Source organism: Siccirubricoccus phaeus (assembly GCF_008360935.1).
GTDB classification, from domain to species: Bacteria; Pseudomonadota; Alphaproteobacteria; order Acetobacterales; family Acetobacteraceae; genus Siccirubricoccus; species Siccirubricoccus phaeus.
In genome coordinates, this window is sequence record NZ_SRXO01000011.1 from 23112 (window position 1) to 35490 (window position 12379).

At 73.8% G+C, this 12379-nt stretch carries 10 protein-coding genes; 7 read left to right on the top strand and 3 right to left on the bottom strand.

Annotated elements, in window-relative coordinates:
• The first annotated feature begins 458 nt into the window (after positions 1-458).
• From E5N76_RS16110 to E5N76_RS16140, 7 genes are all read left to right on the top strand, one after another.
• Positions 459-2525 (top strand): protein-disulfide reductase DsbD family protein, encoded by a 2067-nt coding sequence (locus tag E5N76_RS16110; protein ID WP_149538343.1) that lies wholly within the window; start codon positions 459-461, stop codon positions 2523-2525.
• A gap of 242 nt (positions 2526-2767) precedes the next feature.
• Positions 2768-3772, top strand: a complete 1005-nt coding sequence (locus E5N76_RS16115) for a lysophospholipid acyltransferase family protein (RefSeq protein WP_149538344.1) — start codon at positions 2768-2770, stop codon at positions 3770-3772.
• 260 nt (positions 3773-4032) lie between these two features.
• Positions 4033-5439 carry a tRNA (N6-isopentenyl adenosine(37)-C2)-methylthiotransferase MiaB gene (gene miaB / locus E5N76_RS16120; RefSeq protein WP_149538345.1) on the top strand — a complete coding sequence of 469 codons (1407 nt, stop codon included), beginning with the start codon at positions 4033-4035 and terminating at the stop codon, positions 5437-5439.
• Between the two features lie 41 nt (positions 5440-5480).
• Positions 5481-6575 carry a PhoH family protein gene (locus E5N76_RS16125; protein ID WP_149538346.1) on the top strand — a complete coding sequence of 365 codons (1095 nt, stop codon included), beginning with the start codon at positions 5481-5483 and terminating at the stop codon, positions 6573-6575.
• A 43-nt stretch (positions 6576-6618) separates the two neighbouring features.
• A complete protein-coding gene (gene ybeY, locus E5N76_RS16130; RefSeq protein WP_408021710.1) occupies positions 6619-7101 on the top strand; it encodes an rRNA maturation RNase YbeY in 483 nt (160 codons plus the stop codon).
• Entirely contained in the window at positions 7098-8033 is a 936-nt protein-coding gene (locus tag E5N76_RS16135) for a hemolysin family protein (RefSeq protein WP_187830206.1), read from the top strand. Before ybeY ends, E5N76_RS16135 begins: the two co-directional genes overlap by 4 nt.
• Positions 8034-8230: 197 nt before the next feature.
• Positions 8231-9346: a PEP-CTERM sorting domain-containing protein gene (locus tag E5N76_RS16140; protein ID WP_187830207.1), complete on the top strand. Its 1116-nt coding sequence runs from the start codon at positions 8231-8233 to the stop codon at positions 9344-9346.
• 143 nt (positions 9347-9489) lie between these two features.
• On the opposite strand, the gene E5N76_RS16145 is transcribed toward E5N76_RS16140, so the two are convergent.
• The 3 genes from E5N76_RS16145 to E5N76_RS16155 form a co-directional block, all read right to left on the bottom strand.
• Positions 9490-10461 (bottom strand): NAD(P)H-dependent glycerol-3-phosphate dehydrogenase, encoded by a 972-nt coding sequence (locus E5N76_RS16145; RefSeq protein WP_149538349.1) that lies wholly within the window; start codon positions 10459-10461, stop codon positions 9490-9492.
• Entirely contained in the window at positions 10462-11289 is an 828-nt protein-coding gene (locus tag E5N76_RS16150; RefSeq protein ID WP_149538350.1) for a 23S rRNA (adenine(2030)-N(6))-methyltransferase RlmJ, read from the bottom strand. It abuts the gene before it with no gap.
• 342 nt (positions 11290-11631) lie between these two features.
• Positions 11632-12366 carry an SDR family NAD(P)-dependent oxidoreductase gene (locus E5N76_RS16155; protein ID WP_149538351.1) on the bottom strand — a complete coding sequence of 245 codons (735 nt, stop codon included), beginning with the start codon at positions 12364-12366 and terminating at the stop codon, positions 11632-11634.
• Positions 12367-12379: the final 13 nt, after the last annotated feature.

Genomic DNA, 12379 nt, shown 5'->3' on the forward strand with positions numbered 1-12379 from the left:
GCTCGCGGCATCGGCCGCCTGCCGCATCTGTGCTCCCACGTCAGCGCTGGTCGCCGGCGGTGCCGGTCACGCCGACGTTCACGTGGTGGGGCTCGCGGCATCGGTGCCTGCCGCATCTGTGCTCCCACCATCGCGCTGGTCGCCGCGGTGCCGGTCACGCGGCGTTCACGCGGTGAAGCCTGCTGCGCCGATGCCGCATCGGCCTCCCCTGCCCTGGCGGTTTTGCACCGGCCCGTTGGGTTGGCGCTTGCCAGGCCGGCCTTGGGCATCGTCACGCCGGCCTTCGTCGCCTTGGCGCCCAGCGCGCCTTCGTCGGCGGGCGCTTCCACATTCGCCCTTGCCGCCCTCTGCACCTCCTCCCGGCGCCACATTGCGGCCCTGCCGTTGCGCGACGCACCCTGCCATCGCCCACCCCACCCTTGCTTTCGCCGAGGGGCGACCCGTTCTATGCCTCCGCCATGCGCCGCCTTCTCCTCGCCCTGCTGCTTCTGCTCCTCGCGGCGCCGGCTGTCCTGGCGGCGGAAAGCGAGGCGGTCCGCTCCCCCCGCGCCACCGCCACCCTGGTCGCCGCCCCCGCCGCCGTGGCGCCGGGGGAGGAATTCCAGCTCGGCCTCCGTCTCCGCCTGGCCCCGGGCTGGCACAGCTACTGGCGCAATGCCGGCGATGCCGGGGCGCCGCCGGAGATCCTCCTCTCCCTCCCCGCCTCCCCCGTCCAATGGCCGGCGCCGGAGCGCATCCCCTTCGGCCCCCTGGTCAATTTCGGCTATACGGGCGAGGTGGTGCTGCCCGTCCGCGCCACCGCCCCTGCCACCCTCGCCCCCGGCGACACCCTGACCGTCACCGCCGAGGCCAATTGGCTGGTCTGCGAGCAGCTTTGCGTCCCGGAGGATGGCCGCTTCCATCTGGAGATCCCGGTGGCCGCCACCGGCCGCCCCGATCCGGCTCTCGCCCCTCTTTTCACCGCCGCCGAGGCTGCCGCCCCCCGCCCCTCCCCCTGGCCCGCCCGGGCCGCCATCGCCGGCGCCCGCGGCAGCCTGGTGCTGGAGGGCGAGGGCCTCGCCCCCGGGGCCATCCGCGACGCCTTCTTCTTCCCCAATGAAAGCGGCGTGCTGGACAATGCCGCGCCGCAGCCCCTCGGCCTCGGCGCCGGCCGGCTGACCCTCGGCCTCACCGCCGCTAATCCCGCCCCTGGCCCCGCCCCGGCGCGGCTGGAGGGCGTGGTGGTGCTGCAGGATGCCGCCGGGGTGCGCGCCGCCTATCAGGTCTCGGCCCCGATCGGCGGGGTGCCGGAGGCGCCGCCCGGCCAGGCCCTGCCCTTGGCCCGGGCGCTGCTATTTGCCCTGCTCGGCGGGCTGCTGCTGAACCTGATGCCCTGCGTCTTCCCCGTGCTGGCGATGAAGGCCATGGCGCTGGCCCGCCTTTCCGGCGCCGCGCGGGCGGAGGTCCGGGCGCATGCCGCCTCCTACACCGCCGGCGTGCTGGCGACCTTCCTCGCCCTGGCCGCCGGGCTGATCCTGCTGCGCGCCGCCGGGGTGGCGGCCGGCTGGGGGTTCCAATTCACCGCCCCGGCCTTCGTCGCGGTGCTGGCCTGGCTGATGCTGGCGGTGGGGCTGAACCTGTCCGGCGTCTATGCGCTGGGCGGCGCCGTCTCGGCCGGCGGGGCGCTGGCGGCGCGGGGCGGGCATCTCGGCAGCTTCGCCACCGGCGCGCTGGCGGTGCTGGTGGCGACTCCCTGCACCGCGCCCTTCATGGCCGCCGCCATCGGCGCCGCCCTTGCCCTGCCGGCGCCGCAGACCCTGGCGGTGTTCGCCGCGCTCGGCCTGGGGCTGGCGGCGCCCTATGCGCTGCTGGGGGTATTCCCCGGCCTCGCCCGGCGCCTGCCGCGGCCGGGCGCCTGGATGGAGAGGCTGCGCCAGGGCCTCGCCTTCCCGATGTACGGCGCCGCCGCCTGGCTGGCCTGGGTGCTGGCGCAGCAGGCGGGGCCGGAGGGGCTGGCGTTGCTGCTGGCGGGGGCGGTGCTGATCGGCTTCGCCGCCTGGGCGCTCGGCCTCGCCCAGCGCAGCGGGGCCGAGGGCCGCCGCGCCGGGCGGGTGCTGGCGGTGCTGGCCGGGCTCGGGGCGCTGGCCCTGCTGCCGGGCCTCGCCGCTGCGCCGCCGCCGCAAGCCGCGACGGAAGCCGGCGCCGAGCCCTGGTCCGCCGCCCGCGTCGCTGCGCTGCAGGCGGCGGGGCGGCCGGTTCTCGTCAACCTCACCGCCGCCTGGTGCATCACCTGCCAGGTGAATGAAAGGCTGGTGCTACGCGCGGCGCCGGTGCAGGCGGCGCTGGCGGGGCGCAACGCGGCCTATCTGAAGGGCGACTGGACCAATGGCGACCCCGCCATCACCGCGCTGCTGCGGGAGCAGGGGCGGGACGGGGTGCCGCTCTACCTGATCTATCCGGCGGGGGGCGGGGCGCCTGCGGTGCTGCCGCAGGTGCTGACGGAGGGGATCGTGCTGCGGGCCCTGGGGGAGGGCGTCGCGCCGTAAGGCGCGCCTTACCGCGCGACCTTCCCCCCACCCGCCAAAGGCCGAAGGGCCCCCTGGACCCCTTGAGTTTGGCGCTCCGACCGTCGCGCCCAAGACTCAGGGTTTCCAAAGGCCTTTCGGCCTTTGGCGGGGAGAGCCCGAGAGGGGCAGAGCCCCTCTCGGCACCACCCCCGTTCATGTCATCATCCCGTCGTCGACTCTTCATTGCGGCGTCGCGGATCACGCGGTATCCGCCAACGGACATGGAAGCCGTGGCCCGCGCCCCGATCGACGCCCTCCCGCCCCGCCGCCTCCGGCGCAAATCGCCGATGCGCTTCCGCAACCGCTTGCCCGGCGGCAGGCTGTTCGAGGTGTTCGAGGAGCGGCCCCTCGGCGGCCGCCTCCGCGCCGTCCGCCGCATCCTTCTGGTTCTGCTCTGGACCCTCGTCGCCGTCCCCGTCCAGGCGCTGCTGATCCTGCTGCCGGGCCGGCCCAAGGTCGCCTTCGCGCGGATTTATCATCGCGTGCTTTGCGCCCTGATCGGCCTTCGCCTGCAGGTCGTCGGCACCCCCTCCCCGGCGCGTCCCGTGCTGTTCCTGCCCAACCATTCCTCCTGGCTGGACATCCTGGTGCTCGGCGCGGTGCTGGAAGCCTGCTTCGTGGCCAAGGGGGAGGTCGCGACCTGGCCGCTCGTCAGCTGGGTGGCGCGGCTCGGCCGCACCGTCTTCGTCACCCGCAGCCGCGGCACCACGGGGCGAGAGGCGGAGGAGATGCGCCGCCGCATGGCGGCCGGCGACAGCCTCATCCTCTTCGCCGAGGGCACCAGCAGCGACGGCACCCGCGTGCTGCCCTTCCGCAGCTCCTTCCTCGGCGTCGCCGACGCCGCCTGCCAGGTGCAGCCGGTCTCCGTGGTCTATGACCGGCTGGGCGGGCTGCCCGCCTGCCGGCGGGACCGGCCGCTGTTTGCCTGGTACGGGGACATGGATATCGGCAGCCATTTCTGGCGCCTGGCGCGGCGCAGCGGCACCCGCGCCACGGTGCTGCTGCACCAGCCCTTCGCGCCGGAGACCCTGCCCAACCGCAAGGCCCTGGCGGCGGCAAGCTGGCGCATCGTCTCGGAAGGCGCCGCGGCGCTCAGGCAGAACCGCCCGGCCGCCCCTTTGCCTGCCCCTTTGCCTGCCCCTCTGGCCGCCCCCCTGGCCCATCCCCGGCCGCAGCCCGGCAGCCTGGGCGGGAACGGGGCGGGGCGCGACGAAACCGTCGCTTGACCTGGCCGGCCTCGCTGCCCGACCCTGCCCGCGTGAGACGATTCGCCCACCTCCCGGTGGTCCCATCCCAGGGCCTGGCCCCCAGGCGCCGGGGGAATTGGCCCACCGCATCAGCCCCTGGCGGCGCGCCATGGACGGGCCCCACCGTCCGGCGCGGGCCGCCCGGGCCGCGACCGGCTTGACCGCGCCGCCCGGCCTCCGCATCTCCCGCCTTTCGGCCGCCGCCGCCCGGCGCGTGGCCCGGCGGAGTTGACATCTGAATGACCAGCCCAAGCCCCCAGGCGCCGAAGCGCCTCTTCATCCGCACCTGGGGCTGCCAGATGAATGTCTATGACAGCGCCCGCATGGCGGATGTGCTGGCGCCGCTCGGCTATGCCCCGGCCGCGGCGCCGGAGGGGGCCGACATGGTCATCCTCAACACCTGCCATATCCGCGAGAAGGCCAGCGAGAAGCTGTTCTCCGAGCTCGGCAGGCTGCGCGAGCTGAAGAAGGCCAGGGAAGGGACGGGGGAGAAGCTGGTGCTCGCCGTCGCCGGCTGCGTCGCCCAGGCGGAAGGCGCGGAGATCACCGCCCGCGCCCCCTGGGTGGACATCGTCCTCGGCCCGCAGACCTACCACAAGCTGCCGGAGATGGTCGCCCGCGCCAGCCGCGCTGCCGGCGCCGTCATCGAGACCGACTTCCCGGTCGAGGATAAATTCGACCACCTGCCCGAGGTCGCCGCCCCCCAGGGCGTCACCGCCTTCCTGACGGTGCAGGAGGGGTGCGACAAATTCTGTTCCTTCTGCGTCGTCCCCTATACCCGCGGCGCGGAATATTCCCGCCCGGTCGCCGCCGTGCTGGCGGAGGCCCGCCGCCTGGTCGCCGCCGGGGCGCGGGAGATCGCGCTGCTCGGGCAGAACGTGAATGCCTACCACGGTGAGGGGCCGGATGGCCGCGCCTGGGGCCTCGGCCGGCTGCTGCGGGAGATGGCGGACATCCCGGGCCTTGCCCGCCTGCGCTACACCACCTCCCACCCCCGCGACATGGATGACGATTTGATCGCCGCCCATGCCGAGCTGCCCATGCTGCTGCCCTTCCTGCACCTGCCGGTGCAGAGCGGCAGCGACCGGGTCCTCCAGGCCATGAATCGCGGCCATACCGCCGCCGATTTCCGCCGCATCGTGGAGAGGCTGCGGGCGGCGCGGCCGGATCTCGCCCTTTCCTCGGATTTCATCGTCGGCCATCCCGGCGAGACCACGGCCGATTTCGCGGCGACCCTGGCGCTGGTGCGGGAGGTGGAATTCCCCCTGGCCTACAGCTTCAAATATTCCCCCCGGCCTGGAACCCCGGCCGCCGGCGCGCCACATCAGGTGGCGGAGGCGGAGAAGGATGCGCGGCTGCAGGCGTTGCAGGCCCTGCTGCGGGACCAGCAGGCGGCGTTCAACCAGTCCCGTGTCGGGATGACCGTCCCGGTGCTGGTCTCCGGCCCCGGGCGGCACCCCGGCCAGGCGGCCGGCCGCTCCCCATGGCTGCAGCCGGTGCATCTGCCCGGCGATGCCAGGGCGCTGCTGGGGCGGGAGGTGCCGGTCGCCATCCTTGCCGCCCATCCCAATTCCCTCTCCGGCCTGCTGGCGGCCGGGGCGGGCCACCATAACGCCCAGCCCAGAGAGGAGCCCGCCCCCGCTTGAACCCCGCCGCCATCGCCCTCCGGCCCGGAGAGGGGCGCGCGATGCTGCGCCCTTCCCCACCCCTCCCCGAACAGCGCAGCGTGACGCTGCAATTCGACGACAACGCGTTGCTCCCCCTGCTCTATGGGGAACATGACCGCCATCTGGCGCGCATCGAGCAGCGATTGGGGATCAGGCTCGGCTCGCGCGGCAACCGGTTGACCATCGCGGGCCCCCAGGCCCCGACCGAGGTCGCGGAAGCCGCGCTGCGGGCGCTGTGGCGCAGGTTGGAAAAGGGCCAGGGCGTGACCACGGCGGATGTGGAGGCGGCGCTGCGCATGGCGGAGGGCGAGGCGGAGAACGACCCCCGCCTGCCGCTGCAGGACATGCCGGAGATCAGGACGCGGAAGGGCGCCATCGCCCCCCGCAGCCCGGCCCAGGCCGCCTACATCGAGATGCTGGCGCAGCAGGAGATGGTCTTCGGCATTGGCCCGGCCGGCACCGGCAAGACCTATCTGGCGGTCGCCCAGGGCGTCGCCCTGCTGCTGGCCGGACGGGTGGACCGCATCGTCCTCTCCCGCCCGGCGGTGGAGGCGGGGGAGCGCCTGGGCTTCCTGCCCGGCGACATGAAGGAGAAGGTGGACCCCTATCTCCGCCCCCTGTATGACGCGCTCCACGATATGATGCCGGCCGACCAGGTGGCGCGGAGGATCACCTCCGGCGAGATCGAGGTCGCTCCCCTGGCCTTCATGCGGGGACGCACGCTGGCGCATTGCTACGCGATCCTCGACGAGGCGCAGAACACCACGCCGGCACAGATCAAGATGTTCCTGACCCGGATGGGCGAGGGGACACGCATGGTGATCACCGGCGACCCCACCCAGGTGGATCTGCCGGCAGGACAGAAAAGCGGGCTCGCCGAGGCCCTGCGCATCCTGGATGGGGTGCCGGGCATCGGGGTGGCCCGCTTCGACGAACGCGACGTGGTGCGCCACCCGTTGGTGGCGCGCATTGTCGCGGCTTATAGCCGCGCGGAGGAACGTGCGGCTTATAGCCGCGCGGAAGAGCGTGCGGCTTATGCGCGGGCCGATGCGGAGGCTGCGGAAACGCAGGCGGAGCGTCGGGGGAAGAAGGAACGCGATGGAACCGGGAAGTAGGTCACCCGGCGACGCCTGGGACGGGTCCCAGGCGGCAGCCGGGTTGTTTGGGGGTACTGCGCCGGAGGATGCCGGGCTGACGGTCTCGGTGGTCCTGGAGGCGCCTGGCTGGCGGCGGGCCTTGCCCAGGGTGGAAGCCCTGGCGCGGCGCGCCGCCACGGCCGCCCTGGCCGAAAGCGGCTCCACCGGCCATGTCACCGTGCTGCTGGCCGATGACCGGGTGCTGAAGCGGCTGAACGCCGAGCATCGTGGCCAGGAGAAGCCGACCAACGTCCTCTCCTTCCCCGGCTACGGGCCGGAGCATCTGGGCGACATCGCGCTGGCTCTCGGCGTGGTGGCGCGGGAGGCGAAGGCGGCCGGCAAGCGGCTCGCCGCGCATTTCGCCCATCTCGTCGCGCATGGCGCGCTGCACCTTGCCGGGCACGACCACCTGACCGCCGGCGATGCGCGGCGCATGGAACGCGCCGAGGCGCGCGCCCTGCACCGCCTCGGCCTGCCCAACCCCTGGCGGGGGGCGGGCGCATGAGCCTCGCCAACGGCAATGGCGAGAGCCACCGGCGGGACGGCATCCTCTGGCGCCTGCAGGGGCTGCTCAGGAAGCGGGAGGCCGAGAGCGTCCGCGACCGCATGGAGGAGCTGATCGAGGAGGAGCCGCGCGAGTACAAGCCCGGCGGCCCCGACCAGGACGAGGATGACGATCTCAGCGCCCAGGAACGCGCCCTGCTCGGCAACGTCCTCAAGCTGCGCGGCAAGACGGCGCTGGACGTGATGGTGCCGCGCGCCGACGTCATGGCGATGCCGGAGGATTTCACCCTGGAACAGGCGATCCGCCTGATCCAGCGGGACGGCCACAGCCGCTACCCGGTCTTCCGCGGCCAGCTCGACGAGATCGTCGGCATGGTCCACATCAAGGACGTCTTCGCCAGCGTCGGCCGCGACGGGGCCTTCGACATGAAGGCGATCCTGCGCAAGCCGCTCTTCGTCGTGCCCTCCGTCCCGGTGCTGGACCTGCTGCTGCAGATGCGCACGGCGCGCATCCACATGGCGCTGGTGGTGGACGAGTATGGCGGCATCGACGGGCTCGTCACGATCGAGGACCTGGTCGAGACCATCGTCGGCGACATCTCCGACGAGCATGACGAGGACGTGCCGCCGCAGATGGTGGAGAAGCCGGACGGCACCATCGAGCTGGATGCGCGGACGCCGGTGGAGCTGTTCGAGAGCCGGATGGGCCCGGTGCTGACCGAGGAGGAGCGGGCCGCCGATATCGACACCATGGGCGGCCTGGTCTTCACCCTGGCCGGCCGCGTGCCGGCGAAGGGGGAGCTGGTCTCGCATTCCTCCGGCCTGGAATTCCGGGTGCTGGAGGCGGATCCGCGGCGCATCCGCAAGCTGCGGGTGCGGCGGCCAGGGGCGCAGGGAGCGCCAGGGGCGGGGCAGAAGCAGGCGGCGGAATAGGAGTCGGGGAATTTGACACCGGCCCCGACGCCGCGCGGGTAACGCCAGAACAATCAATCGGTTAAGCAGCGGGCACAGCACTTGCTTCCGCCAGGGCGGTCGCCACCACGGCGGCCGTATCGGTAGCCATGACGGTCGCCATAACGGTCCGGCCCTGGCGAATCCGACAGCGCGGGACCCCTACGGAGCCAGGCTGCATGAAGCTGTTTGCCACTGCCGGCGCGATCCTCGCGCTGGGCCTGCTGGGTGCGCCGGCCTGGGCCGCGCCGAGCTACGCCATCACCGATCTCGGCACGCTGGGCGGCACCAGCAGCCAGGGCCATGGCATCAACGCGTCCGAGCAGGTGACCGGCACCCGCCTCGTCACCGGCGTCGGCCCGGCGCATGCCTTCCGAACCGATGCGGCGGGGGCGATGGCCGATCTCGGCACCCTCGGCGGGACCAACAGCTACGGCCTCGGCGTCAACGCCGCCGGGCAGGTGGCGGGCTACAGCCAGGTCACCGGCGATGCCGCCTTCCGCGCCTTCCGGACCGATGCGGCGGGGGCGATGACCGATCTCGGCACCCTTGGCGGGACCTACAGCGCCGGCCTCGGCATCAACGCCGCCGGCCTGGTGACCGGCTACAGCGATGTCGCCGGCAATGCCGCGGTGCATGCCTTCCGGACCGATGCGGCCGGGGCAATGACGGATCTCGGCACCCTCGGCGGCAGCCGCAGCTATGGCGCCGGCATCAACGCCGCCGGTCAGGTCGCCGGCTACAGCAATGTCGCCGGCGACGCCGCGACGCATGCCTTCCGGACGGATGCGGCAGGGGCGATGACGGATCTCGGCACCCTCGGCGGGACCCATAGCTACGGCCTCGGCCTCAACGCCGCCGGCCAGGTGACGGGCTACAGCCAGGTGGCCGGCAACGGCGCGGAGCATGCCTTCCTGACCGACGCGGCCGGGGTGATGACGGATCTCGGCACCCTCGGCGGCGCCGACAGCTACGGCCGGAGCGTCAACGCCGCCGGCCAGGTGGTCGGCGAGAGCAGCACGGCCGGCGGCGCCATCCGCGCCTTCCTCTTTGCCGACGGGGTCATGTACGACCTGAACGACCTGATCGACAGCCTCGGCGGATGGCTGCTCTCGAATGCCAACGCCATCAATGATCTGGGCCAGATCGCCGGCTATGGCCTCTTCGGCGGCGAGGTCCACGCCTTCCTGCTGACCCCGCTGGACGAGGAGCCCACCGAGGTTCCGGAACCCGCCACGCTGGCGCTGTTCGGCCTGGCCCTGGCCGGGTTGGCCGGGCTGCGTCGCCACGCCTGATTCCGGGGGGCCGGTTCTCCGGCCGGCCTGCAGCCGCGCAGGCCGCCCGCGCCCGGTGGCGCGACAGGCTGGCCGGAGATTGGCGCCCGGCGTCCGAGCGGCCCTGGGTGCGCCGCGCCCGGGGCGGGAGGGCTTGCCCCCGGCTATTCGTCCCGCCGCGGCCGGGCCAGCAATCGCTCCATGGCCGCCGGCACGGTCAGCTCCCCCGCCACCAGCGCCGCCACCGCCTCGCAGATCGGCAGCTCCACCCCGGCCGCCGCGGCGCGCGCCACCAGCGCCGGGGCGGTGGCGACGCCTTCCGCCACGCTCACCTTTCCCGCCAGCGCCTGGGCGATGCTCTCCCCCCGCCCCAGCGCCAGCCCCAGCGCGGTGTTGCGGCTGGTGGGGCCGGTCGCGGTCAGCAGCAGGTCGCCCATGCCGGACAGGCCGGAAGCGGTTTCCGCCTTCCCACCCAGCGCCACCACCAGCCTGGCCAGCTCCGCCAGCCCGCGCGTCACCAGCGCCGCCCGGGCATTCTCCCCGAGGCCGGCGCCGATCACCGCCCCGGCAGCGATGGCGATGACGTTCTTCGCCGCCCCGCCCACCTGTACGCCCACCGGATCCTCGCTGCCATAGAGCCGGAAGGCGGGGGTGCCGAGCGCCGCCGCCACCTCTGCCCGCAACGCCGCATCGGTGCTAGCCACCACCGCGGCGGCGGGCAGGCCGGCCGCCACCTCGGCGGCGAAATTCGGGCCGGAGAGCATGGCGGCGGGAAGGCCCAGATGGGTCTCCGCCAGCACTTCCAGCGGCAGGCGCAGCGTCCCGCGTTCCACCCCCTTGGCGGCGACCAGCGCCGGCGGCAGAGCCAGGCCGGCGATGACGCCGCGCAGATGCTGCGCCGGCACGGCGAGCACCGCGAACCCCGCCCCTTGCAGCGCCGCCGCCGCGTCCGCCTCCGGCCGCACCCCTGCCGGCAGCGCCACCCCCGGCAGATGCCGCGCATTCTCCCGCGCGGCCGCCATGGCCGCGACGCGCGCCGGGTCGCGGCCCCAGAGGGCGATTTCCGCCCCCGCCCGCGCCGCCTGCACGGAAAGCGCCGTGCCCCAGGCGCCGGCGCCGAGCACCGCGATGCGCATCTATTCCTCCGCCAGCCGGGTCATGGCCCAGCCCTGCCCGGCCTCGCCCAGCCCCAGCCGTTCCAGCAGCGCGGCGAGGATGGCGCTGCCCTCCGCCTCGAAGCGGAAGGGCGGGTTGGCCACCAGCAGCCCGCTGCCATTCAGCCGGTCCGCCGCCACCGGCTCCCGCAGCCAGAGCTCCGCCGCCACCAGGTCGCGCAGCCCGGCCGCCTGCAGCGCGTGGTGGAAGGCGCGGATGGGGGCGCGGTGCTTCACCGGGTACCAGCAGGCCACCGGCAGGCCACGGCAGCGCTTCGCCAGCAGCGCCAGGGCATCCGTCATGCGGTCGAATTCCCCCTCCTGCTCGAAGGGCGGGTCGATGAGGATGAGGCCGCGCTTTTCCGGGAAGGGGGTCAGGGCGCGCAGCGCCTCCCACCCGTCGCGCCTGTGCACCGCCACCTGCGGGTCGCTGCGGAAGCGGGCGCGGAGCTGGGCGTGGTCCTCCGGGTGCAGCTCGCAGGCCATCAGCCGGTCTTGCGGCCGCAGCAGGGCGCGGGTGAGGGCAGGGGAGCCGGGGTAGCGCGCCGGGGCGCCGAAGCCGCGGCAGAGGGCGACGTAATCGGCCAGCGGCCCCTCGGCGACGTCCAGCAACCGGCCGATGCCGGCGCGCCATTCCCCGGTGCGCTCGGCTTCCGGCGCGGCCAGCTCATAGCCGCCGGTGCCGGCATGGGTGTCCAGCACGGCGAAGGGGGCGGGCTTGGCCGAGAGGGCCTGCAGCAGCCGGACGAGCAAAGCGTGCTTCAGGCAGTCCGCGGCGTTCCCGGCGTGGAAGGCGTGGCGGTAATTCACGCCCCGCCGGTAGCCCCGTGACGGGGCGCCGGCAATGGCCTGGCGATGCCCGCGGCGGGAGTTTTGGGGAAGTCCTAACGAAAACGGGAAGAAAGGTCGGGGGCTTTGCTCCCAAACCCCCACCAGGGGCTCTGCCCCTGACCCCGCCGGGGAGGCGCGGTGAAGGCAGCGCCTTCACCCCCGGACCCCGGCGGGAGTTTTGCACCGGTGGGTTCAGCCAGCAAACTTATGGCGGGGTCCGGGGGAAGCCTTCCCCCCGGCGGAGGTGCAGGAGGCAGCGCCTCCTGCTGGGGGTTTGGGGGCAACGCCCCCAATCCTTCCGTGTTTTTCCGCCGGCCAGCCTCAGCCCCGGCCGTGGGAGACCACCGCCCCATGCCGCGCCTCCCCCGGCAGGCAGAGTGCGGCGATTCCCGGCGCCACCTCCGCCGGCTGGGTCAGCCCGGCTGGGTTCTCGCCCGGCATTGCCGTGGCGCGGAGCTGGGTGGCGACCGAGCCGGGGTCGAAGAGGTTCACCCGCAGCCTGGTATTCGCCGTCTCCGCCGCCCAGGCGAGCGCCAAATGAAGCTGCCCCGCCTTGCCGAAGCCGTAGAGGCCCCAATAGGCGCGCGGCGCCGCCGCCACCGCATCGGTCAGCACCACGGCGCGGCCGGCGGCGGCGGCGCGCAGCGGCGGGTCGCAGGTGCGGATCAGCCGCCAGGTGGCCGAGAGGTTCACCGCCACCGCCTCCTGCCAGTCCCGCGGCATGATGTGGGCGACGGGCGTCAGCTTGGCCAGCAGGCCCGCTGCATGCACCAGGATGTCCAGCCGCCCGAAGCGGTTGAGGATGGAGGGGCCGAGCAGGTCGAGCTTCTCGCCATCCTTCACCAGGTCCAGCGGGAAGAGCGTCGCCTGCCCGCCCGCTGCGCGGATCCGGTCGTCCAGCTCCTCCAGCGCGCCCTGGGTGCGGGCGGTCAGCACGCAATGCGCGCCGAGCCGGGCGAGTTCCAGCGCCGTCGCGGCGCCGATGCCGCGGGAGGCGCCGGTGATCAGCGCGACCGAGCCTTCGAGCGGGCGCAGGGCGCCTTCCGTGGCGGTCATCGGCCGCCGGCCC

Coding starts and splice junctions, on each gene's coding strand:
- E5N76_RS16110 (WP_149538343.1), top strand. CDS start 459: ATGCGCCGCCTTCTCCTCGCCCTGCTGCTTCTGCTCCTCGCGGCGCCG.
- E5N76_RS16115 (WP_149538344.1), top strand. CDS start 2,768: ATGGAAGCCGTGGCCCGCGCCCCGATCGACGCCCTCCCGCCCCGCCGC.
- miaB (WP_149538345.1), top strand. CDS start 4,033: ATGACCAGCCCAAGCCCCCAGGCGCCGAAGCGCCTCTTCATCCGCACC.
- E5N76_RS16125 (WP_149538346.1), top strand. CDS start 5,481: ATGCTGCGCCCTTCCCCACCCCTCCCCGAACAGCGCAGCGTGACGCTG.
- E5N76_RS16135 (WP_187830206.1), top strand. CDS start 7,098: ATGAGCCTCGCCAACGGCAATGGCGAGAGCCACCGGCGGGACGGCATC.
- E5N76_RS16140 (WP_187830207.1), top strand. CDS start 8,231: ATGAAGCTGTTTGCCACTGCCGGCGCGATCCTCGCGCTGGGCCTGCTG.
- E5N76_RS16145 (WP_149538349.1), bottom strand. CDS start 10,461: ATGCGCATCGCGGTGCTCGGCGCCGGCGCCTGGGGCACGGCGCTTTCC.
- E5N76_RS16155 (WP_149538351.1), bottom strand. CDS start 12,366: ATGACCGCCACGGAAGGCGCCCTGCGCCCGCTCGAAGGCTCGGTCGCG.